This is a genomic window from Deltaproteobacteria bacterium (assembly GCA_029860075.1).
Taxonomy (GTDB): Bacteria; Desulfobacterota; JADFVX01; order JADFVX01; family JADFVX01; genus JAOUBX01.
The window spans coordinates 26,384-50,823 of sequence record JAOUBX010000008.1 but is presented as its reverse complement, the minus strand read 5'-3'; the positions used below and the strand labels follow the sequence as shown (position 1 = coordinate 50,823).

At 45.5% G+C, this 24,440-nt stretch carries 18 protein-coding genes; 4 read left to right on the top strand and 14 right to left on the bottom strand.

The window, feature by feature from the left end; genetic code table 11:
- Positions 1-218 precede the first annotated feature (218 nt).
- The 5 genes from OEV42_04135 to OEV42_04115 form a co-directional block, all read right to left on the bottom strand.
- Complete coding sequence (locus OEV42_04135) at positions 219-1,523, bottom strand: HAMP domain-containing histidine kinase (protein ID MDH3973450.1); 1,305 nt, start codon at positions 1,521-1,523, stop codon at positions 219-221.
- Complete coding sequence (locus tag OEV42_04130) at positions 1,524-1,892, bottom strand: response regulator (GenBank protein ID MDH3973449.1); 369 nt, start codon at positions 1,890-1,892, stop codon at positions 1,524-1,526.
- Between the two features lie 338 nt (positions 1,893-2,230).
- Positions 2,231-2,866 (bottom strand): response regulator transcription factor, encoded by a 636-nt coding sequence (locus OEV42_04125; protein ID MDH3973448.1) that lies wholly within the window; start codon positions 2,864-2,866, stop codon positions 2,231-2,233.
- Positions 2,863-7,185, bottom strand: coding sequence for a PAS domain S-box protein (locus tag OEV42_04120; GenBank protein ID MDH3973447.1), 4,323 nt, complete (start codon positions 7,183-7,185; stop codon positions 2,863-2,865). Before OEV42_04120 ends, OEV42_04125 begins: the two co-directional genes overlap by 4 nt.
- Positions 7,186-7,448: 263 nt before the next feature.
- A complete protein-coding gene (locus OEV42_04115; protein ID MDH3973446.1) occupies positions 7,449-7,628 on the bottom strand; it encodes a hypothetical protein in 180 nt (59 codons plus the stop codon).
- A gap of 278 nt (positions 7,629-7,906) precedes the next feature.
- On the opposite strand from OEV42_04115, the gene OEV42_04110 reads away from it, so the two are divergent.
- Together OEV42_04110 and OEV42_04105 are read left to right on the top strand one after the other, a co-directional pair.
- Entirely contained in the window at positions 7,907-9,619 is a 1,713-nt protein-coding gene (locus tag OEV42_04110; protein MDH3973445.1) for a proline--tRNA ligase, read from the top strand.
- Between the two features lie 237 nt (positions 9,620-9,856).
- Positions 9,857-11,374, top strand: coding sequence for a hypothetical protein (locus OEV42_04105; protein MDH3973444.1), 1,518 nt, complete (start codon positions 9,857-9,859; stop codon positions 11,372-11,374).
- 9 nt (positions 11,375-11,383) lie between these two features.
- Here the strand turns inward: OEV42_04105 and OEV42_04100 are convergent, their stop codons facing one another.
- From OEV42_04100 to OEV42_04060, 9 genes are all read right to left on the bottom strand, one after another.
- Positions 11,384-12,151, bottom strand: coding sequence for a transglutaminase-like domain-containing protein (locus OEV42_04100; protein MDH3973443.1), 768 nt, complete (start codon positions 12,149-12,151; stop codon positions 11,384-11,386).
- 11 nt (positions 12,152-12,162) lie between these two features.
- A complete protein-coding gene (locus OEV42_04095) occupies positions 12,163-13,374 on the bottom strand; it encodes a hypothetical protein (protein MDH3973442.1) in 1,212 nt (403 codons plus the stop codon).
- Positions 13,375-13,603: 229 nt separating this feature from the next.
- Entirely contained in the window at positions 13,604-14,188 is a 585-nt protein-coding gene (locus OEV42_04090; protein MDH3973441.1) for a TonB-dependent receptor, read from the bottom strand.
- Positions 14,189-14,205: 17 nt separating this feature from the next.
- Positions 14,206-15,570 carry a TonB-dependent receptor gene (locus tag OEV42_04085; protein MDH3973440.1) on the bottom strand — a complete coding sequence of 455 codons (1,365 nt, stop codon included), beginning with the start codon at positions 15,568-15,570 and terminating at the stop codon, positions 14,206-14,208.
- A gap of 128 nt (positions 15,571-15,698) precedes the next feature.
- Positions 15,699-16,649, bottom strand: a complete 951-nt coding sequence (locus OEV42_04080) for an ABC transporter substrate-binding protein (GenBank protein ID MDH3973439.1) — start codon at positions 16,647-16,649, stop codon at positions 15,699-15,701.
- 40 nt (positions 16,650-16,689) lie between these two features.
- Positions 16,690-18,444, bottom strand: coding sequence for a thiamine pyrophosphate-binding protein (locus OEV42_04075; protein MDH3973438.1), 1,755 nt, complete (start codon positions 18,442-18,444; stop codon positions 16,690-16,692).
- Positions 18,435-19,445 (bottom strand): 3-oxoacyl-ACP synthase III family protein, encoded by a 1,011-nt coding sequence (locus OEV42_04070; protein MDH3973437.1) that lies wholly within the window; start codon positions 19,443-19,445, stop codon positions 18,435-18,437. The genes OEV42_04075 and OEV42_04070 overlap by 10 nt, the downstream gene beginning before the upstream one ends.
- A gap of 248 nt (positions 19,446-19,693) precedes the next feature.
- Positions 19,694-21,739 carry a TonB-dependent receptor gene (locus tag OEV42_04065; GenBank protein ID MDH3973436.1) on the bottom strand — a complete coding sequence of 682 codons (2,046 nt, stop codon included), beginning with the start codon at positions 21,737-21,739 and terminating at the stop codon, positions 19,694-19,696.
- A 289-nt stretch (positions 21,740-22,028) separates the two neighbouring features.
- Positions 22,029-22,223 (bottom strand): DUF5678 domain-containing protein, encoded by a 195-nt coding sequence (locus tag OEV42_04060; GenBank protein MDH3973435.1) that lies wholly within the window; start codon positions 22,221-22,223, stop codon positions 22,029-22,031.
- Between the two features lie 456 nt (positions 22,224-22,679).
- On the opposite strand from OEV42_04060, the gene OEV42_04055 reads away from it, so the two are divergent.
- Together OEV42_04055 and OEV42_04050 are read left to right on the top strand one after the other, a co-directional pair.
- Positions 22,680-23,381, top strand: coding sequence for a hypothetical protein (locus OEV42_04055; protein ID MDH3973434.1), 702 nt, complete (start codon positions 22,680-22,682; stop codon positions 23,379-23,381).
- A gap of 157 nt (positions 23,382-23,538) precedes the next feature.
- Complete coding sequence (locus tag OEV42_04050; protein ID MDH3973433.1) at positions 23,539-24,282, top strand: hypothetical protein; 744 nt, start codon at positions 23,539-23,541, stop codon at positions 24,280-24,282.
- Positions 24,283-24,440 lie beyond the last annotated feature (158 nt).

Genomic DNA, 24,440 nt, shown 5'->3' with positions numbered 1-24,440 from the left:
CGAATGAACGGACAGGACTGTTGCTGATAATTTAAGTTTAGCAAATGAAAAATACTTTACAAGAGGACTAAAAAAATATGGCATGTATCAAGAAATAGAGCAAGGGGAAAAACATGCGGCCGGTTAAGTTTCGTCCGAATACCGGTAAGGATGGCAATAATGCAGGATTCTTTCTGATAAGGGTAAAGCGGTTTTCACGCATGCCGCCACTTTTGTTTTTATTGGAGAGGGAGGCTGACGGCAAAAGAGGAACCTTTTGAAAAGTTGCAGATATGAGAAGCGTTTTCCAGCCATATCCTGCCGCCATGAGATTCAACGATACGTTTTGCCAGGGCAAGTCCGATCCCGATCCCTCCCGTTTTGTATTCATAGGTTCCGCTTGAATGGGTCATAAAATCTCCCGCTTTGTGAAAGGGATCAAAAAGATGCTCCCTCTCGGCTTGAGGAATGCCATTTCCGTTATCGCTGATATAGACGATGGTTTCATTCTTCTTCCTCTCGCCCTTGATGTCGATTTTACCGCCGTCAGGCGTATTTTTAACGGCATTAAGGATGATTTCGCTGATTAAATTTTTTATCATCTCTATATCGCCAAATAGTTTAAAGTCTTTGCTTACCCGGAGGCCGGCATTGATATTTCTTTTCCTGAAAATACTCTCCAGTCCCGCCAGAATCTCTTTCGTTATATCAATCAAATAAAAAGACTCTTTCTCCGGCGAAAGTTTACCTTCATCGAGCCATGAATAACTGCAAATATTGTTTATAATTTCCGCCAGTTTACTTCGCCCCTCATCCATTGTTTCGAGAACATCATAGAGTTTTTCCGGCAAACTCTCCTTTCCCCTGATTTTAATCATTTCCAGGCATAAAGAGATGATTGAAAGCGGTGTATTCAGTTCGTGAGAGGCAATGGCAATAAAGTCTTTCTTCATTTTGTTTAATTCATTAAGGCGTTTATTCGCTTTTTCCGACAAGAGGTATGCCTCTTTTATTTCCTGGAACATTCTGGCATTTTCAAATATGTTTGAAAAATAGCCGGAAACGTGTGAAAGCAGTTTTACATCACCTGAGTTGAATGGGGCAGGTCCTTCTTTGCCTATGACAATAGCACCTATAAATCTGCCGGCAGATTTAAAGGGCGAGAAAATGAGGAGAGAAGTCTTGTCTGCCCTTTCATTACCGTTTTTATCAAGAGGATGGTTAACCATTAAGGTTCCCTCTTTTACCCGGCTTAAAAAGTGGAGAGAAATCTTTTTTGCATTTCTTTTTTGAATACTGCTTACGGCCTCGACGTGAACATCCTTTTTATTCTCTGAATCAAAATAAATCCACCCCATATCCGCCTTCAGCGTTTCAATGGTAAGTTGAAGGAAAGTGCCGGACATGGCTTTCCACTGACTCACTTCACCTCTTGCAATAGACGCGAGAAGCTCTCCTGTTTCGTAGATCAACCCCAGTTCTTCATAGCAATGAAGCAGTTCATCGGTAAGGCTTTCCATGTCGGCGGGATTATCTTTTTTCATCTACCTGTCCAGTACTTCATGAAGTTTCATACGAAGCTGGCGCGGGATAACAGGTTTGGTAAAGAGAAAATCGGGTTTTGTCATTTTTTTCCACTTGTCATCCATTTCAAGCAGGTTGCCTGTTAGAACGATGATGTAGATATCTTTGGTGAGGGATTGTCTTTTCAATGCCATGCATACGTCATAGCCCGTTTTTCCCGGCATGGTCAGATCGAGAATGATCAGGTCCGGCGCATTATGACAGGCCATGTCTATGCTTTCATCGCCATCTTTGGCAAGAAGCGCTTCATATCCTTCTCTCTGCACTATTTTTTTAATGAGTTCCCTCACACTGATTTCGTCATCACATATTAATACTTTTTTAGCCATTTTATCCCCCATGCTAAAATTTCACTTTTTTATAGTCTGCTCCTACTATTAGCATAAGGGGTTTCGATGTATAAAAAAACAGGTCAAGGCCCATTTGTGACTAATGTATTTGTCTCAATTACACTAGCGACTTTGTCCTACAACGTTAGTCAAAACAATTATCCTGGAAACAGCAGTTGGCCCCGGCAGTGTCCGGTCAGGATTTTGCACCGCTGTTCCTCCCCCTTCAAGGGGGAGGTCAGGAGGGGGATGGGGTTTTTAAATTTCTGCAATTCCCTGACCGGACACTGCTGAGCTGGATCATGGTTTAACAGGATCATGTCAAAAATAAATACATCTTACCCGACAAGCCCTTCCCTGATGGCATAGTGCGTAAGCTCCGCATTATTTTTCATCTTCATTTTTGTAAGCATTCTCGCTCTGTAGGCGCTAATGGTTTTTACGCTTAATGACAGTTCCAGAGCGATGTGGGAAACGGATTTGCCCGAGGCTATCATGCACATGACCTGATACTCCCTGTCGGAAAGCTTTTCATGGGGCGCCTTGTGGAGGTTACCGTCGACAACTTCAAAGGCCAGCATTTCAGCGACAAAAGGCGTAATGTATTTCCCCCCGCCGGAGACCTTTTTTATGGCGTCAATCAATTTTTCAGCAGCGCTTTCCTTTGTCAGATATCCCGCGGCGCCTGCCTTTATTACGCGCAATGCATACTGGTCTTCGGGATAGGAACTGAGCACAAGAACAGAACATTTTTTATTGTAGTCCCTGATTTCCCGGATAATCTCGAGCCCGCTCCGGCCGGGCATGGATATGTCCAGAAGAACAACATCGAAATTGCTTTTAGAGAGTTGGCTAAGCACTTCTTTCGAGTTTGCCGCTTCACCGGCAACAACAATGTCTTTGGAGGAGGACAGAATACGTTTTAATCCTTCTCTTAAAATCGTATGATCGTCTGCAATAAGAATCCTGATCATATTTTCATTTTGCTGCTTACTTTTTCTGTTTTTAAAAGTGGAATTATCACTCTTACCGTTGTGCCTTCTTTTTTCTTCCCGTAAATAGTCACATTACCGCCCCAGGGAAAGAGGCGTTCCTTCATTCCAATAATACCATATGATTTTGAGTTTGCCATATCTTCATCGCTCATTCCTTTTCCGTTGTCTTTTACTTCCAGGACTAAATTGGGTCCCTGGCCTTCAAGCAGAGCGTTCACAGCGCTCGCTTCTGAATGGCGTGATACGTTAGTTAATGCTTCCTGGAAAATTCGAAAGACGGCTGTTGAAAGATCTCTGCTCAATATAATGCGCCAGGGCCTGAATTCAACATGGCACTTTATGCCCGTTTTCCTTTCAAATTCCCTTGCCTGCCACTCGACGGCAGCCATAAGGCCGACGTCGTCGAGGAGCGCCGGTCTTAGTTCCGTTGCAATTTTTTTTACAAACTGAATGGCCCTGTCCATATATTCCGTCGATTCTTTCACTCTTTCCAGAAGCTCCTCCTGTTTTTTATTCAGTTTTGTTCCGATCCATGACAAATCAAATTTGCAGGCCGTCAGTACTTGACCCAGTTCATCATGAATATCCCGGGCAATGGCGCTTCTTTCTTCTTCACGAATATCTTGCAGGTGCAAGGCAAGGGCGCGCATCTGTTCACGTGAGTTGCGGATTTTCAATTCATCCTTTTTTCTTTCCGTAATATCATTCATGGCAATAACATTCCTCTTTTCAGAAATGGGAACCATTCTGAACTCGACTTCCCTGAGATCACCGTTTTTACATGTCACCTGCCACTGTTGCGGCGGTATTTCCATCTTTTTAAGGGTTGCTTCGTTGACGGCTTTTTCCCAGGAACGGCGGACCTTATTCCTGTATTTCCCGTCGGGATAAGCTGCATTCCACCACTGCTCCGGTGTTCTCACCTCTTTTGTCGTCCAGCCGAAAAGTTCGATAAATTTACTGTTGAAATTCTCAATATACCCTTTGGAATCAGTAATCACCATGGGAACGGGAGACTTGTCCACCACTTGCCTGAACTGCTCTTCACTTTTTTGCAGCGCCTCTAAGGCCTCCTTTTCTTCCGTAATATCGGTAGCCACGCCTTCAAGAAAATCTTTATCAGCATAGAGTTTTGCAGAAAAACGGACCCAAATGGGCAGACCCTCCTTTCCTGCCAGCCGTGCTTCAAAATTATTGATCTCTCCCTTCTTCTTAATAAGGGCAAGCATTTCTTCCCTTTTTCCCGGATCAAGGTAGTTTTTTGAAGCAATAAAATGCGTCATCGCTTCTTTACGGTTTGAATAACCGAAAATCCGGGCGAGCCTTTCATTGCATTCCAGCAATTTCCCGTCACCAGCCGAGATCCTCCATAATCCGACCTGTGCATTATTAAAAAGGCCCCTGTATTTTGCTTCACTTTCAGCAAGGGCTTTTTCCACCTCTATTCGTTTGCTTATGCTTCCTGTTCGCTCTGCTATTTCATTGATGAGCGCTTCTTCTTCTTTAAGAAAGGGGCTTTCATTGTGCTGCGCTGTTTTTTTCAGGTAACAGACTTCTACCTGTCCCGCTTTCTTCCCGTCAATGAAGACAGGTGCTGTTTGACACCATTTTGTTTTCCGGAACCTGGCTGTTTTGAATGCTTTCCCCTCAAAAAAGATTGCGGCGCAGCAAATTTCCGGATACTGCCATGCCTTTGTCAGCAGTTCTGCCGTGCCTTCCAGGATTTCATCAAGAGTGATCCCTTTCGCCTCGATCAATTTTGACATGCCGTAGAGACAATTGAGTTCTTTAATCCGTTCCCCCAGTTCCTCTTCTCTTTTTTTAAGCGCTTCCTCATATAATTTTCTGTCCGTAATATCCTGGAAAAGGCCCATGCTTCCCCGGAACCTGCCCTCAGGGTCAAGCATTACTTTCGGGGAAATCCTGAGCCAGACTTTTTTGCCGTCCTTACGCCTGTTTTCAACTTCATAGGGTTCTGCAATGCCTTTTTTCCTTTTCTTAAGCTCCGCTTCAATTTCTTCCCTGGCTGTACTGTCAAAATAGCTTGTCCAGTGTTTTCCGATAATGTCGGACAGGGGATAACCTATTATGTTGCCGAATTGACTATTTGCATAGGTCGTAGTTCCCTCTTTGTCAACCATACCGAGACCTTCATTCATATTGTCAACAAGGCTATGATAAAGGGCCTCGCTTTTTTGCAGTGCCCTGTTGGTATTTGCCAGTTCGGCAGTGCGTTTTCCTACCAGTTTTTCAAGGTTTTCCTTATATTTAAGGAGTTTCCTTTCTGCGGCAAAGCGCTTTGCGTTATTTTTGTAGGCCTTAATAATGTTTCCGTACGTTCGAATAAAAGGATCGAGAAAGTCAAGCAACTCATCATCATAACCGCCGGGCCGGTTTGCCATGCCTATCATGCCTGTTACTCTATGGCCCTCTTTAATGGGGATAGCTATGAAGGCGTTAATGAGAGGGTGGCTCCTGAACAGTTCCCTCAAATGAGGCGCTCCGGAAAAATGGTTTGAAATAATTCTTTCTCCCTTTAAAACAAGCGCTTCAAAAAGTGGATTTATGCCGGCAGGGTCGGGACTTTCAGAGGCATTATCTCCGGTTTTTTTACCGGTGAAATTAAAAGCGGATGTAACCACGTTGAGGGTGGAAAGGCCTTTGGATATAATCACTTCCCCGATAAAGCCGCCCTCACTATTGCTTAAAGAGAGAAGGTGGGCCAGAAGTTCCTTGAAAGGAGGGGGCACATTTTTTTCCATGATGCACTTTTCCTGGGCGCTTCTGATGGCATCGAGAAGGTGGTTGTTTTTCAAAAGCGCTTCTTCAATCTTTTTTTGCGCTGTTACGTCCTGGATTGTTCCTATTATTTTTACCGTCTTTTTACCGTCATCGCTTATCATCTCGCCATGATCATGAATAATCACCATCTCTGATGAATCGGGCAAAATCATCCTGTGGTCCATGTTTAGGGCTTCTTTCTTTTTAAGAGAATTACGGATCTTTTCTTTAACATAAGCCCTGTCGCCGGGATGAACGAGCTTAAGAAATGTTTTCATGCCGGGAGCATGTTTTTTTGCGTCCAGGCCCAGAATGTGAAAAAAAGCTTCCGACCAGTATATTTTGCCGCCTGATGTGTCCCACTCCCAATTTCCCATACGGGCAATGTTTTGGGCCGTGCGGAGGCCGGCTTCACTTTTTTCCAGCGTTTCCTGCCATAATTTCCGCTGAATGCTTATGCGGGCCACCTGCCAGGAAACAAACAATAATGGAAAAACAAGGAAGGCATAGACAAGTAAAAACTTTTTCAGGACCTTGTCTGTTTTTGCCGCAATCACTTCTCCGGGAACGAGTGACACGATTTTCCAGGCAGAGGGCCGGGGCAGAGAATGAATATCCAAAGCTCTCCCGGTGCTTTCCAGTAGCGGATTTGATTTGATGGCTTCAAAAAGGGGATTAATCGTGTTAAAAGTAAATATGCCCTCCCTGTTGTAAAACTGGCCTGAATCATTGCCCGAAATGACGGCCCATGCTTCACGGAACCTGTTGCCGAAGGTCCTCTTTTTTCTCTCTTCAAACATGAAGCCCCACTCATCTTCCGGGGAAGGGCCTGAAAACCAGTACCCTTCCATGTTCATGAGCATGGAGATTCTTCCGGGCATGTCATTAAGTTTTTCAAAAGACTTTAGAAGGACTTCTCCCAGGTAGTTGAAAATAATAATACCGTATTTTTTGCCATTCTCGTAATAAACAGGCGTTCCCAGCCGTATCACCGGTTTAAAGGGTTTTTCTATGCGTCCATGTTCTATATTAAGATCGAAGGGAGAAATATAGATATAACTGCGTTCAAGATTAAGGGTCTCATGAAAGTAATAACGATCACCTTTTGATTGGAGGTCTTTATCGGGTACGAGGTAAGATTTTCCGTCAACAAGATTAATCCTTATAACTTCCATCCCCTTTTTGTCCAGGAGGCGTACCTGGTCGTAGGACTTTAAACTGTCGGAAAAAATGATCAGCTCATTTTTAAAAAATGCTATCGACTCATCAAATATCCCTCCATTTGACATATGCAGTTCAAATTCACGGGAAAGCAGAAGGAGGTTGGAAACAATATGATCAATTTCATTTCTGATGGTTTCTTTCTGGAGAGCTACCGTTCTTTTCTCATTATGTTCCAGTTCCATGTTGATGATATTTTTTTCTTTTTTATAGAGAGAAAAACTCAGGGCGCTGATAATAATGAAAAGAGGAAGGAATATATAGGAAGCTTTTTTAAGTACGTTATAGAAAACCACCCTTTTCCCCCATCGTCAGGCTCAATGATCATTTTGAGGCAGACTGAAAAATATTCTTTTTAATGTTGAATCATGCGGGAAGGCTAAAAAGCGCAGACCACGATGTGCTACCCCTTAAATAAAGTATAGCACAGGGAAAGGTAAATGGTTAAAAGGGCATCATCTATTGCTCATGCAGGGTTGCCGGGCCCCGGCCGCTTTACGGGAAGGGGCGCTTATTGCTTTGCCCCGGCAGTGTGGGAAAAGGGTAAGAAATTTTTCTTTCAGGCAACCTGTTTCTTTGTCACTGCCTCCCTCTCATCATCAGTAAACTTGCACCTTTCACAGCTGTGTTCCAGTGTTCTGCCGCACATGAGACAGTTGATGCCGTCTCTATAAAGTCTCATGGGGCCGCCGCAGTGCTTGCACCTGATCATTTTCGACGCATTCTTTTCTTTTTTCATTTTTATATCCCCCCTTTTCTTCTTAGATTTTATTTTAAAATTAAAGTTTCAGTTAAATAAAAGGTAACAGGTGGAAGCCCTTTTTACGCGACGGATTTTGCTTTTTTTGCGTCATATATTGCTGGAATGCATTTTTTCTTGTTACTACTTACCCCTTTTTGTTTGACTCTGGGGGAGAGCTAAAATAGAATTGTCCACTTCAATCTGGAAACAGCCGTTGCGCTATAAATTCATGGCCAACTGCCGTTGCCGGGTTTAAGAATGCGGAGGAATTTTACATGAAATATTCACAAAGCTTTATCCCTACCTTGAGGGAAACACCATCCGATGCTGAAGTCATCAGTCATAAGCTGATGCTCAGAGGCGGCTATATAAGAAAGGTGGCTGCCGGTATTTATACTTATTTGCCGCTTGGTTTCAAGGTGTTGAAAAAGGTGGAAAATATAGTGAGGGAAGAGATGACGAGGGCAGGCGCCCAGGAGGTTCTCATGCCGGTGGTAACGCCGTCCGAACTCTGGCAAAAGAGCGGCAGGTGGAATTTTTATGGCAAGGAACTCCTTCGTATTAAAGACCGCCATGAAAGGGATTTCTGCCTGGGGCCAACCCATGAAGAGGTGATTACCGAGCTTGTCGGCAACGAAGTGAGGTCCTACCGTTCTCTCCCCATGAATATCTACCAGATCCAGACCAAGTTCAGAGATGAAGTAAGACCGCGCTTCGGGCTCATGAGGGGACGCGAGTTTGTTATGAAAGACGCTTATTCCTTTCATACGACGGAAGAGGACGCCGAGATGGAGTACATGAACATGTACAAAACCTACAAGCGTATCTTTGAGCGCTGCGGTCTGAAGTTCAGGGCCGTCGAGGCCGACACAGGCTCAATCGGCGGTAACTTTTCCCATGAATTTGTCGTTCTCGCCGAGTCCGGCGAAGATGCCGTCGCTTCATGCAACCGTTGTGAGTATGCAGCCAATGTTGAGAAGGCTGTGGCAAAAAGCAAGCGCTATCTGCCGGCAGACAGGGAGGCTGCGCTTACCATTGAAAAGGTTTCCACTCCCGGAAAGAAAACAGTGGAAGAAGTGACGGGATTTATGGGAGTAAAGGCCAAAAAGCTGGTCAAAACGCTTATCTATCTGGCCGATGGCAAAGCCGTTGTTGCTCTTGTAAGAGGAGATAATGAGCTTAATGAGGTAAAATTCAAGAATGTCCTTAACTGTAACGATCTGGAACTGGCTGATAATGCCACTGTTGAAAAGATAACAAAGGCACCCTCCGGTTTTGCAGGGCCTGTTGGACTGAAGGACGTTGAAATCTATGCGGATCATGCCCTTGAAGGGATGGACAACTTCGTTACCGGTGGTAATGAGAAAGATGTTCATCTTAAAAATGTCAATCTCAAAGATTTTGAAGCCAAAGGGTTTTATGATCTTAGAAGTGTTGTTCGTGGTGATGAATGCCCCAAATGTAACGGCAAACTTGAGATCCACAGGGGAATCGAGGTGGGCCACATCTTCAAGCTGGGCACAAAATATTCGGAAGCCATGGGCGCCACCTTCCTCGATGCCGACGGCACAGAAAAACCGATGATCATGGGCTGCTACGGTATCGGCGTGGGCCGAACGGCGGCAGCAGCCATAGAACAGAACAACGATAACTTTGGCATCAAATGGCCCATGCCGCTTGCGCCTTTCCAGGTGATTATTACGGCTGTTAATCCCAGGGATGAAGAGGTAAAAAAGGTTGCCCACGATTTATATACGGAGCTTCTCGACAAAGGGGCGGAAGTGCTCCTCGACGACAGGGACGAACGGCCCGGTGTAAAGTTCAAGGATGCCGATCTTCTTGGAATACCCATAAGGCTCACCATAGGAGCCAGGGGCCTAAAGGAGGGAGTTGTCGAAATAAAGCGCCGTTCGGAGAAAGACTCTGAAAATGTGCCGCTAAAGGATGCGGGAAATGCGGTCATGAAGATTATTAGCGAGTCAAAGTAATTTCCCTTATGACTTGCTCAAGTTTCGCACTCTCCTGAAAATAGTTGCTTTTTTGGAAGGAAAGAGTAAAGTCAAGGGTAGTATATTTATAGATCACCCCCCCCTTGGCAAGGGAAATTAAAGAGGGGTAACCGGAAGCAAGCTGCAAAACCTGAACAACTTAATGAAAAACCAAAGCCCCTTCCGGTAAATCACCGGAAGGGGCTTTTATAAACTTATCCTGCCATTTCCTTTTTTATGAAAAAAAAGATCGCATTAATTTTAATTTGTGCCCTTCTTGCCACTCTCTCAACACTGCTTATGATGCGGGCGACGGACAGCGGTGTGGGCATCCAGCCCGATTCTATTACCTATATTAATGCGGCAAGAAATATTATCGAGGGTAATGGTTATGTCGATGCCGGCGGCAATGCCATTACCCATTTTCCGCCCCTCTACCCACTGCTGTTGTCGGTGACGGGTTTTTTCAATATGGATCCCAGGTTAGGAGCGAAGGGACTTCATATCCTTCTCTTTAGTCTTAACATTCTTGCCCTTTTTCTTGCCATGGTGAGCATGAATCGGGAAAGGGCGCTGCTGCCGCCCCTTTTGGGCGCCCTTATCATTCTTGGCTCCCCTCTTTCAATCAATGTCTTCTCCATGGCAATGACGGAATCATTATTTATCCTGCTGCTTATTCCCGGCTTTGCCTTGCTCTACAGGCATCTCCATAGCCCTGCACTATGGACAATAATCGCCCCGGCTGCTCTTTTTTCTCTTGCATTCCTAACGCGTTATGCAGCGCTCCCTTTTATTTTATGCGCCCTCATTTCCCTCTGGATCTTTTCAAAGGGAGAAAAAAAGGAAAAACTAAAAGATATTTTTACCTTTTCCTTCATTTCATTTTTTCCATTTCTTCTCTGGATACTAAGGAATAAAATTGCCGGCGCTTCGGCAACAAACAGGGAACTTGTTTTTCACCCGCCAACAATGGAACATGTTAAGGCTGCTTTTTATACCTTTGCCGGGTGGGCGCCGCCACACAATCCCCGGTCAGCCCTGTCTGTAATTTTATTCTTTTCAGCGCTCATCATATTTACGGGACTGCTCTTTTATGGAAGTAAAAAACCAAGAGGAGAAGAAAAGAGGGAGGCCCTTCTTTTTCCTAAAATATTACTGATTTTAGCGCCACTTTATCTGGTTTTTCTCTTTTTTTCCATCTCCCTCGCCGATGCACAAATCCCCATGAACGACAGGATTCTGTCGCCTCTTTTTATTTTTACAGTCATTGCTTTTGTACTGCTTGCCCGGGCGACCTTAAGAACGAAGGTGGCCGGGATCAGTGCTTCCTTCATTTGTATTGTACTCATCCTTTTTCAGTTCATGCACTCTTATGAGCTGGCGGAGAAATACGGAAGAGGGAGACTCTATTCATCTAAACTATTGCAAAAAAGTGATATCTTCAAATTCATTAACTACCTCCCCGAAAAAGCCCCCATCTATTCAAACGGCGCTGATCTTATCAGCCTCTATACGGGCAGACAGGCCCGCTCCATTCCGTTCCTTTACAGCCCGACGACGCGGAAAAATAATGTTAATTTCATAAAAGAAATGAATGCCGTGATGAGGGAACTGGGGAAGGAGAACGCTGTTCTCGTCTATTTCAAGGTGATCCGCTGGAGAACCTATCTGCCGGTAGAAAAAGAGCTTTTAAAAAACATGAAACTTAAAGTCCTCTACAAGTCTTTTGAAGGAACTATTTACAGACTTGAATGAGTACAAAACTTACATCCCCGATCCTTCAAGGCGATAGGGCATCCTGTTAAAAAGAGTGACCATGCCCATTGCATAGTCCAGTCCTTCCCTGTCAAGCGTCCCCATGGGGATGTAGGAATGGTCCACTTCAGTGAGAAGAGAGGGGTCTGCTCCTTTCCATTTGCCGTTAAATATATACTCGACCCAGGCATGTCCAAAGGCACGGGTAACGCCTTTTTCAGTGAAAACCTTGATTCCCATGGCCATTTTGGCCGGAATTTTAAACATTCTCATGATAGAAACAAGGAGAATGGCGTGCTCTGTGCAATCCCCCTCTTTTTTCCTGGCAATGACGGATGCAATATCAAAGCCCCTGTTGAAGTTTTTATCTTTAATATAATGATTTACATAACGGACCAGGTCTTCAGGCTCAGGCTTTTTCCCGTATTTTTCTATTATCTCGTTCCTTATGGGCTTAAATAATTCAATGTCAAAATCAATAATAAATGAAGGTTCAACCTTGCTGTAGCCTGTTTTTCCGGGGAAGGAGTAGTGCCTGCTTTTTATAGCCAGGTATTCACTTTTGTTAATAATATGGTAGGACCTTTCTTCCGTCAAATGTTTAAGCAGTCCTGTCTTCTCCTTGATAAATAACCTGAGTTCAAAATCGTCAGGGGAATATCCCTTAATAGGGGTGAACTCAATATTGCCGAGAAAGACAAGCTTCTTTTCCGCCGCAAGCGTCCCCTGGGGATAAAAAAAGAGGAAGAAAAAAACAAGTAAAGCCGTTTTTGTCATGACATTACCCTTTATTTGATGTCCAGATATTCTCTCACCATTTTGAAGGAGGCATTGCCCAGGTTCATATCCATCCTGGAATAACTCTGCTTGTCCAGTTCTACCGTCGCTTTTGCTCCGGCAAATGAATATTCAATTGTCTTGCTGTCTTTGCCTTTTTTCTTCAATAGTTTGATTATGCTTGTTGTGGGGCCGGCGGGCGAGAGGGGAACATACTCTGTAAATTCCCATTTTCTTTTTTTTGTTTTATTCTGTATGTAAAGATCGATAATATGTCCCGAATAAAGGAGGTCTTTTTTTGACTTGAAAGATTCATTGATTTCTTTCCCCTGAAAAAGCCCTTTTACCGAGTAATTCCTTTTTTTCCCTTTCATAAGCGTCAGTTCATGATCCGCTTCGTCATTGGTGTAAGAGTAATATTCCCCTTCGAGCAAGTGGCCTGATTTGCCGTTGTAAGTCGTATAATCAACGGAATCATTGGTAAAAACTGCATCGGCGCTTCTCGGTATAAGTATGCTGCTGAAAGTCATGTCCCTCTTATTATTACCTTCGATGTCCATGCGGTAACTCTCCGAATATCCGACAGACATTTTGTTTAAATAGATAATGTCTATCTGTTTTTGCCTGTAATTAGAAAGCTCCTCCACAAAGCCCTGCATATAGCTGCTTTTTGCAAGCGACTTTATGGTATCAAAGAAAGTTTCTTTATAACCGAGTTCGTCGTGGCTGCAGTAAAAGGAGACATCCATTGTTGATGATGCGATCATCTTTGCAATACCGTAATGTTTTTCTTTCGTTACATATTCCGCTTCAATGTACAGGTAAGGGATATTATGCAGGACCCCTGATTTGATCTCCTTGATTCTGTGTTGCTCTATGGTGTCGAGCGAGCCGATGTTGTCAAAAATACTCTTAAGAACAACGCTTGGAAAAGCCGCCTCTTCCGTAAGGTAGCAATCTGCGTCAATGGAGGCCCCGATAGGAATGTTTACTTCATATTGAACAGGTTTTGCTTTATTTGTAAGCTTCGTTTTTGCCGGTGAGGCAGAAAAAAGCGAAATGCCTAATGCCCCGTCAGTCTTTTTCAGGGTAAGGCCTTTTGATTCCCTTGCAATCATCGCATCAAAATCAGGCGCCGCCCCTTTTTCCTTTTTAACAACCTGGCCTTTGCCGGCACAACCGGCCAGTAATGTAATTATCAAAAGATAGAGAATGGTTTTCATTGTGTTCTCCTTTGTTTGATTGGCCGCCGGAGGCGGCGCTCTATTGAAAAAATGACGAAAGCGGTACATAGGGAACGCCGATAGTGAATGACGTATAAATTACTATACACTAATATTAATGAGAAAGAAAATGCTGAAAAGCCGTCTTGCCGGCAGCGGGAGATCTTAAGGCTTTCTCCCCGTAAGCGCTGTTTGCCTTAAAGGGGAAGCACGGCCAATCAAATTCAGGCTAAAATCTGTACCTTGCTTCAAGGACAAAAGAGCGTCCTTCACGGGGATAATCATCTTCAAGTAACTTAAGTAAGATGCCGTCCGGCATCCGCCTTTGCTCCGGAGCAGTATACTTTTCAGGGTCGGCATATTTTTCGTCAAAGAGGTTATAAAGGGACCCCCTTATTTCAAGGTTTTTAAAGAAGTTCTTGCCTATGAGGGTCAGATCGACGACTTTATAGCCGCTCACTTTTTCTCTCCAGTCACGGCTGTCCCTTGGTCTTGGCCCCACTACCAAAAGATTGGCGTTAGCGTTGATATACCTGCCCAGGGCCAGGTTAAATCCGGCGTTTCCCTTCTGCGCGGCTACGTCAGGCAGCCTGGAGCCGCTTTTTTTATCTCGCGGGTTCTGGTAGGTGTAATTGAGGTAGCCGTAGGAAGATTTATTGAAGTCAAGCCTCAATTCCGCCTCTATTCCATTGATCTCTGCCTTGTCGAGATTTTCATATCGCCAGTCCACCTTTCTCTCTCTTATGAGGTCCTCTATCCTGCTGTGGAAATAGCTTAGCCTGGTCTGGTATTTTTCAAAAAATCCCGATTCCAGTGATAGCTCAAAGGTCCTTATCTTCTCAGGATCCAGGTCGGCGTTGCCTTTCTGGATGGGGTTTTCTCGTTATAGAGTTCGAAGAAGCTGGGGGCCCTGAAGGCCTCACCATAGAGAAATTTGGCTATCGTGTTTGCCGAATATCGCCACACCAGGCCAAAGCGCGGGTTGGTGGTGCTGCCGAAATCGCTGTAACGGTCGTGCCTGACGCCAAAAGTTGCTTCCACTTCCCTTGTGAGCGCCCACACATCCTGGAGATAAAGCGCCGAAATATACCTGCTCACATTCCGGTTCCAGTTGTATTTTGAGGTGACGTCCTGGAGAGAGCCTAAGGGTGAAGGAGGATCGGCTGTCGGATCAAAATTTAACCTTTCTTTTACATCGAATTGCCTGATCTTTTCGTAGATAGCGCCTGCCGTGAGCCGGTTATTCTTTCCAATGGAATAATCGAACTGCGCCTCCAATCCCGTTGTTCTGTTTTTAACTTCAGGAATACCGATCATGCCGTCAGGAAATGAGGTGGATAGGTCTTCCGGCAATACTTCAACAAAGGACAGCCATTCAAAGTGATCGAAATAGCCCTTGAGCTTTAAAGCAATTTCTTTCGAAAAACGATGGCTGTACTTTAAGTCCCCCAGGAAGTGCTTGTTTTCTTCCCATGATTTATCGCCTAATACGTTTAGCGGCCCCACATAACCCCCATTACCCTTTCTCTCCAGATAGCGGCCGTTGAACATAAGGTCTCCGTACGTCACTTTTAGCGAGGTATCGGTTTTTCTGATACGGCAAGCCGTCTCCCCGCTTCTGCCGGCGGCATCCTTATTCACATGCAGCTCTGCGCCATTGGTGTCGAAATAATCCACCATGCCGGCTATTTTGAGACGGGACCCTTTTTTCCCGGCCATAAGGTTGTAATGGTCTGTGTCGAAACTCCCCCTGCCAATCCTCAAATCCGCGCCATCGATGTCCTTTGCGTTTTTGGTTACAACATTGATCATTGCGGCAAAGGCATTGGCGCCGTGAAGGGCAAAGAGGGGACCTCTGACAACTTCGACCCTTTTGATATTTTCAACGGCCATGTCTCCAAAGTGCCAGATGGCCGATCCCCTGATTGACTCATTTACCCTGTGCCCGTCAATCATGAGAAGCATTTTTTCAGAGAAGACGCTTATAATCCCTCTCGATTCGACACCGAACTTGCCATAACCCGTAACCATTGACACGCCAATGCCGGGGACGCTTTTGAGGATGTCCAGGAGGTCCCTGGCGCCCCTGTTCCTGATCTCTTTATCGGATATGACGGTGGCTATGGCCGGCGCATCTTGCAGATGCTGGATAAGTTTGGTGGCAGAGATGATGATGTCTTCAGGTTCCCAATACATAAGCTGCTCTCTTTCCCCGGCCAAGAGGCTGGATGAGAAAAAAGAAATAATCAGGATAATGGAAATAAGGAAGGTAAGTTTGTGCATCCTTTGCTCTGTTAAGTCTGCGCGAGGCAGGAAATTGTAAATTAATCGGGCTTGATGTCTACTCCGAGCACATCGAATATGTCTTCATTTATCATAAGCTCTACCTTCTCCGGCGCTGTAACGGGAATCTGGGAAGGCTTTTTACCGGCCAGCACTTTCTCGGCTATTATGGCCGCCTGTCTGCCCACGCTCTTTTCATCGGGATTAAAAGCGAAAAGGGCTCCCGACCTGACAAAGGAGGGGCCCGGTCCGACAAGGGGGATTTTATTTCTCAGGGTAACAAGCAGAATTTCCCTCAGGGTCTCTCTCGTAAAGACCTGGGTGTCGGCAACGGACCATAGAATATCGATCTTTCCGATGAGCTTATTCAGTTCGCGCGGCACATCTGCCGGGGACTCAATTCTCGCTTTCACAAGTTTTATGCCCAGGGCGTCGGCCGCCCTTTCGGCGTCGGCCACGACAACGCCTGTTTGTACCTCGCTGTATAAAACACCGATCCTCCTGATGGAGGGAAGCTTCTTTTTTATGCGTTTAAACTGAACCAGGTGCGGCACGTCCAGCGACGCGCCTGTAAGGTTGTTGCCCGAGGATTTCATGCTTTTGACCAATCCGCTTGCTACGGGATTGAGCGCCATGGAAAAGATTATCGGTCTGTCTTTGATCTTATCTCTCGTTATTCTGGTGGCCGTTGTGCCGATGGTGTGAACAAAGTCAGGTTTGAATGACACTAAAGCGGCGATTATTTCCTGCCTGTTTTCCCCGTTAAGGACATACTCGCTTGCGCGGCAATCGATATTTCCTGCTTTCAGGCCCTCATAGAAGCCTGACAGCGCCTCATTGTAAGGTTTGGAATCATCAGTGAGAACCACCGCTATATGGCAGGCTTTCGCCCCGTGAGAAGGGGACGATCCAATGCCGCAAAGCAGCAGTGCCGCAAAAATTAAAATCGCCGCTATTCGGATTGAGTTATGAAATGTTCCAGGTAAAATCACTAATTATCCACCCATTAGAAGAAGAAAACCCCTGTTGAAACTAGTTAAAATAGGCGTTTTTTACTGCCCTGACTCTCGACTCCAGCGGTGGCGCCTCCTCTCCATCGATTATTACGTCCAGAACGGTTGATTTGCCCGATGCGATAATTTCATCCCACATCTCTTTATTGATCTGGCCCGGTTTTGTAATCATCATTCCATTTGCCCCCAGGCTTTCAGCAAATTTGACGAAATCTACCTGCTTGTAGTTAGCCGCATTGGTATGCTCCATGCCTGCAAGCCGGCGTCCATGGGCTACCATTCCTAACTGAGAATCATTTAGCACAACCCAGATCACCGGCCTGTCATAATTAACGGTGGTAGCCACTTCCGTTCCGTTCATGAGGAAGCTTCCATCACCACTGATTGCTACTATCGGTCTCGCCGGGTCAGCAAACTTGCCGCCTATAACAGACGTTATGCCGGACCCCATGGAAGCAAAACCGAGTGCTGAAAAAAAGGAATAGGGCTTATAGATATCGAGATAGTGAATTGTCCAGGCCACGCTGTTGCCGCAATCGATAAAAAAGGCAGTTTCATGAGGAATGCTTTTTCTCAGGTCGGCCATAACCCGCTGAGGCTTGAGGGGCATATCGTTAGCGTGCATTTTCTCCTTATCAATATACCTTCCTTTTTTGTTTTTAAAGAGTGACAGATTTTTTTTCATGTCTGATCTTTTGTTGTGAAATTGGTTACGCTCATCTTTGGAAAGGCTGTCAAGACGCCCTGATATTTCCTCTTTCAGTTCTCTAAGCGTTTCCTTTGCATCGCCGAGCAGGCTTATTTCAACAGGGTAGTTTTTGCCCATTTCAGCGGGATCAATATCGAGCTGGATCATTGCTTTTGTGGGGATCAGCCGTCTGTCCCAGTTATGCGTCGCCAATTCGTTAAAGGTGGTGCCTACGGCAAGCAGTATGTCCACCTTTTCTTCCTCCAGAAGCCAGGCATCGGCCTGGGGTGATCCGGCTATGCCGAGCACACCCAGCGAAAGGGGATGGTCCTCGGGAAACAGCCCTTTCGCTTTGGGCGTTGTGGCAACAGGCATGGAGAGCAGCTCAACCATTTGCAGTATCTCATGGGCCGCCCCGGAAACCAGGGTCCCATGGCCGATAAAGGCGGCAGGGTTTTCAGCCTCCATGAGAAGAGCGGCAGCTTTTTTAATGCCTTCGTTATGGGTAACTTTTATATCAGGCAGGAATTGTTTTGACGGGATTATGGCTTCACTCACTTCCTCTCTCATTATATCGAGCGGTATATTCAGATGGACAGGCCCCTTTCGGCCCGTCAGGGCATTTCTCAGCGCCTGCCTCAGCATCTCTCCAACTTTTTCTCTCCTCAACACCATGGCGCTGTATTTCGTAAAGGGCTTGAATATATCGATAATGTCTACGCCCAAAGGTGATGCTTCCTGGAATGCAGTTTTTCCGAAGGTCATTGTGGGCGCCTGGGCCGTAATTGCCAGAAGCGGTATGGAATCGCAATAGGCCGAGGCAACACCGGTAATGAGGTTTGTAGACCCCGGTCCTGTCGTTGCACAGCAAACACCGATCCTGCCGCTTACTCTGGCGTAGCCGCCTGCCATAAAAGCGGCCCCGCACTCATGCTTGGCAAGTATGGCCTCTACTTTATTACTTTTATTCATTGCTTCATATAAAGGCTCCAGCGCCCCCCCCGGAACCCCGAAAATGTACTCCACACCCAGCTGCTCCAGGTATTTCACTATCAGATCGGCTGCCGTCATTTTTTTCAGCCCCATTTCATTACTAAAGATCCTACATGAAAGCCTGAGCCTTGACCTGCAAAGACGACAATATTTCCATCGCCAAGTTTGTTCTCCTGAATAGCCTCATCGAGATTTACCCAAATATTTGCAGCGCTCATATTTCCACACTTCTGATAAGTAAAATGAGCTTTCCCCATAGGAATTTCCAGCATTTCAACCCACTTTCCGCACAGAGCAGCAACATTTTGATGTGATATAAAAAGGTCAATATCTTCAGCAGTCATACCCGCCTTTTTTAACGTTCTATTGACAGAATCAGGAACCGATTGAAATGCATACCTGTTCAGTTTGGAGCTTGTATTTGTTTCATCATAATCAATAAAGAAGAGCAGTCTTTCCGATGGGGTTTTTATATATGACGGCTCTTCTTCATATAATTTCGGTCTTTTTATCTTAATGCCGCAGTTGCTGAAAAATTCACCTTTCGTTTCCATATCAAAGGAGATAATTCCACGGTCATCTCTTCCCTTAGCCATAACAATTGCCGATGCGCCGTCACCCAGTACCACATAGCTTGCCGGATCGGTGTCATCCGATACCCGGGTAAGGTTGCATGAGGCGACGAGGAGAATATATTTGTACTGCCCCAGGGTGATAAAATTACCGGCTGTGATCATTGCCGGTATGGCGCCGCAGCAGGACAGGTCCATTGCCAGGGTTGCCGCATTGACAGCGCCCACTTTTTGCTGGGTCAGACAGGCATTTTGAGGGTTTACCTCTTCGGAAAGCGCAGTTATCCCAATAATAAGCTCTATATCTTCGGGCTTTAATCCCGCCCTTTTTATCGCTATTTTGGCAGCCTCTGCCTCCATATCGGTAACCGTTTCATGAACGCCCATAACCCTGTGCTCAAAGACGCCCCATTTGTCTATCAGTTCTCTGCCAGCCCCCTTTTTCAGGAAATCATCAACTGACTCTTTCTTTTCCGGGAGGTATGAACCTGTGCCAATAATACCTGCGCTGTTTATCTGCAATTACTGCTCCTTTTAACATAGGTTGCGCTGCTTTTTTTGCTCATATCCCTGTGCTTATGCCGCGCCGTTCAGCCTTTTGATTGATTGCAGAGATCACTCCGCATTTATAAGCATGCGGGCCGTCACTGATTCTTGCCGTAAAGTTATCAATAGCGGCTACAGGGACCCGGCCTTTTCGTAACTTTCAAGAGCGGCAACACCTGCGTCTTCTTTACTTCAAACCGGAAACTACCCTCAACGACTGTACGCTAAAATTTGTACCTTGCTTCAAGGACAAAGGAGCGCCCTTCACGGGGAAAATCACTTCCAAGTAAATTAAGGGAGATGGTCTCTATATCCCTTTGCGCCTGTTCAGTATACTTTTCAGGATCGGCATATTTTTCGTCAAAAAGGTTGTAGACGGACCCCCTTATTTCCAGGTTTTTAAAGAAGTTCTTCGCTATCAAGGTGAGATCAACGACCTCATAACCGTTCACTTTTTCTCTCGGATCATTACTGTCCCTCGGCCTTGGCCCCACTACCAAAAGATTGGCATTGGCGTTGACATACCTGCCGAGGGCCAGGTTAAATCCGACATTTCCCTTCTGCGCGGCCACGTCAGGCAGCCTGTCGCCGCTGTCTTTCTCCCGGGGATTCTGGTAGGTGTAGTTGAGGTGAAGATTAGAAGCCTCATTGAAGTAGAGTGTGCATTCCGCCTCTATGCCGTCCACTACGGCTTCATCGAGATTTTCATAGCGCCAGTCCGTTTTTCTCTCTCTGATGAGGTCCTTTATCTCACTGTGGAACCAGGTCAGTTTCGTCCGGTATTTTTCAAAAAAACCGGACTCCAGCGATGCCTCAAAGGTCCTTATCTTCTCCGGTTTCAGGTCGGCATTGCCTTTCTGGACGGGGTTGTTATCGTTATAGAGTTCTACGAAGCTGGGAGCCCTGAAGGCCTCGCCATAGAGGATTTTGGCTATCGTCTTTGTTGAATGTCTCCACACCAGGCCGAGCCTCGGGTTAGTAGTGCTGCCGAAGTCGCTGTAACGGTCATGTCTGACGCCAAGGGTCGCTTCGGTTCCCGGCGTGATCTTCCAGACGTCCTGGAGATAAAGGGCCGAAACATACCTGTTCACGTTCCGGTTCCAGTTGGCCGAGGAAGTGAAGTCTTTGAGAAAGCTGAAAGTGGTCCCGGTTCCCGGGTCAAAGTTTAAGCTCTGCTTTACATCAAATTGCTCGATCTTCTCGTAGAGCATACCTGTAGTGAGAGTATTTTTCTCTCCAATGGAATAATCTAACTGTACCTCCGATCCGGTTGTTCGGTTTTTAACTTCGGGAGTACCGATTATACCGTAGGGAGGGTATGAATCCTCAGGCAACACCTCAATATATGATGACCATTTATATTCATCATAATATCCTTTCATATGGAACTCGATCTCGCTACTTACTTTATGGCTGAATCTAAGCTCTCCGAAGTAATGAGTTGTTTCAAAAAGGGTTTCGTCACTCAAGACCTTAACAGAACCGATGTAGCCGCCATCGGTCCTGTCCAGATAGCGTCCGCTAAATGATAAATTTCCATAGGAGACTTTCAGGGCGGTATCCGTTTTTTCAGCCTGGCCATCAGTCTTGCCGCTTCTGCCGTCCGCATCCTTATCCACATGCAGCTTTTCTCCATTCGTGTCGAAATAGTCTACCATGCCGGTTATTTCGAGCTTTGACTTGTCAGACTTAGGCTTGCCTGCCAAAAGATTATAATGCCTGGTGTCAAAGCTTCCGCCTCCAACCCTTATGTCGGCGCCGTCAATGGCTTTTGCGTCTTTCGTTACGACATTGATGACGGCAACAAAGGCATTGGCGCCGTGAACAGCTGAGCCGGGGCCTCTGATCACCTCGACCTGTTTGATATTTTCAACGGTCATGTCGCCAAAGTGCCAGATGCCCGTTCCCCTGATGGATTCATTGACCTTGTGTCCGTCAATCATAAGAAGTACCTTTTCGGAAGTGCTGCTTTTAATCCCCCTCGATTCGACACCGAACTTGCCGTAGCCCGTAACAATTGATACGCCCATGCCCGGAATTCTTTTAAGGACGTCGAGCAGGTTCCTGGCGCCCATATTCCTGATCTCTTTACCGGATATGACGCTGGCTATGGCGGGAGCCTTTTCCAAACGCTGGGCAAGTTTGGTGGCAGAGGTGATGATGTTTTCCGTTTCCCAATACATGAGTTCCTCTCTTTCCTGTGCGAACAGGTCAGATGAGAAAAAGGGGATAAAGAGGGTAACGGCAATAAGGAAGGTTCTTTTGTGCATCTTTTGCTCAATTTAGTTTGCGCGAGATAGCAAATTACCACCTTTCAGCGCTATTGTCAATTAACAAAAGTGATGTCTTTCCATTGAAAAGTTAGGAAGCGCTCACGAAAAAGGCAAGAGCAAAAGGATCGTTTCAGACGGGACAGGCAGGGTTTTCAGGATAAAGATCAAATGATTTTCAATGGTTTTAAACCCTGCCAAAAAAATATTTCATCTCTTTAGATCTCTTGAAATAATGTGTTAATGATGGAAAGAAGGCACAGACAGGGCGGGCAATTATTAACAGGCATTAATAAATATGAACTACATCATTTTCAGGAACATAAAAAACGACAGGCAGTTCAATTCCAGGCTTTTTGGCAGCTTGTAAAACTTTAGACGGGTTTGGACCGTGAGCAATGACATCTTTGTCCAGGAAGGATTTAGTAGCAACATATTGACCGCTATATCGTTCACTATTATTTACCAAAACAACGTCACTCATAATATTCCCCTGTTTAGATACTCTATCGATAATTAAATAAGTTCTTGATTATTTAACTTTGAAAAGTTGCAAAAAAGATACATAAATTAAAGCATGCATAGCCCTTTTGTCAAGGAGTATTCATAGCAGGCGTATTCACTATTACTAATAAAATACTAAAGCTGAAATTATGCCGTAAACTGCTTATTGTCAAGAGATGGGCAGCCATAATGCCGAAAAATCCAACTAAAAAATTATTACCCGCATGTAAACAGGATATTAAGGGTAAAAGTTTTAACAAGGCATGCGTGGCCATTGCCGAAAACAGGCAGATACGCCCCTTTGTTTTTATAGCCTGCAACTTGCAACATGTTTTTTTATTGGTTTACAAATAAGGTTGATTAATGTATAAAAAAATTATGTTCAATTTTGGGCAAGAACTGTAAAAACCTGGTCCCGCATATTATTACCTATTCTATGAATAAATTTTTCAGATTAGCGCTCTTTGGCGCGGCCCTTTTGATGCTCTGCGGTTTCTCGCCCCCCGCTGAACCGACCTTTGAGGGGACGAGTGAGGACGTTATTTTCCCCTCTTTTAACGTCAATTACAGTTTGCTTACCCCTGAAGAGATGAGGGTCTGGCGGCTCTCTATAGAGCTGGAAGGCAGCGGCGGCAGGGGTGACGATGTGGATTCAACAGGTGGCACTAATGGCGACCCCATTTTAAATGGCGCCGTCTTCCCTCGTTGGGAGGACGTAAAGATGCGCTATTCCATTAATAATTACATGGCTATCGTCAGGGGAGGGCTCTGGGTTAAAGGCCGGGCGGGTTTTGAACTGTTTGCCGGCGTGGGAAGGATCGACCTCAGCCTGAAGGCTTATTTTCAGGACATATATGGTTACATCAGAAAAAGCCAGTATGTCATTGTCTCGGGTGCTCATATTACAGCGCCATTCCCGGGACCTTTCAATTTTTACTTTAGAGGCATGCGCCTCGAAAACAGATATGACGTGTCTCTCCTGACGGCGGAGACGGGACTTAATTATCCTTTTTCGAAAAACCTCAATATTTACGCGGGCCTTCGGCGGTGGGATTATGATTATGAAGGCAATCGGCTTCGATCTGATATACGCCTCAATTTATCGGGCTATGCAGCAGGTTTGCGGCTTGCCTTTTGACGCGGGAGGTTCGGAAAAATTAGCGCAAGGATCACCTTTTTTCTGTTGTTTTGAAGCGGCAGCTTGCAACTTGTCTTTTATTCGTTTATAAATAAAAGTGACTTATGTATAAAAAATAAATTAACATAAACCTCACAAGAAAAAAGGAGAAAAAAACATGAAAAAAAGAATCTTTATTTCGGCAGCGCTGTTGTTTTTGTCAATGCCTGTAACTGTTAATGCCTTTGAGCCCGTTAGTTGGCCCGATGACCCCGTTGTTGCGCTTCTCGGAGGTTCCGGGTCGCAAGGAAGCACGCCCCTTAATTCCCCCTTTGGCGGAATGACGGTGGCAGGCGGTTCATACCTGGACCTTGGCGATGCATTGATACAGGAGAATCACAGGGTCCATAATTCGGCCCAGGCAGGCGCCTATAGTTATGATGTTCCCGGCACCGGCTGGCTCGGTTATCAATCGCAGTATGAAAGCGCGCTCATGCAGACAGCATGGATTGATGGCGTTGACCATCTCTCTGCCGTAATTATTGACCAGGTGAATGATTGCCTGCATTCATTTATGTGCTCGGAAGAAGATATGGACGCCTATATTCAGCGTGCGATGGATGTGGCTATTGCCGCAAGAGATGGGGGAAAGTGTGTTGTTGTTATGTCTCTCATGCCATGGGAAAATATTGATCTGCCGAGGGTTGCGGCACTTTTCGGCATAAGTTACATCATTTCCGAGAATGATTATCGACTCATGGCGGATAAACACCGCGCCGCCTTTGAAAGCCTCGACGGCATTAACTATGTTGATGCTTATGAAGGGATGACCACCTATGATGGTATCCATTGGGATTCCGGATCTGCAAAGAAGGGCGCCCACAGAGTTTCAAAAGTATTAAGAAAAAAGTGCGGCTTCTAGGGCCTTTCCGGGAATAGAGGATAGGCGGCGAAAGCCCGCGCAGGGCGCACGCTGCGGAACGGTTAAAAGAAAATGGTTAATGTATAAAAATTAAAAAAATGGGGGAGAATGAAATGGGGGAGCTAAAAACTTTATGAGATTGAAAGCCCGTACCTGTG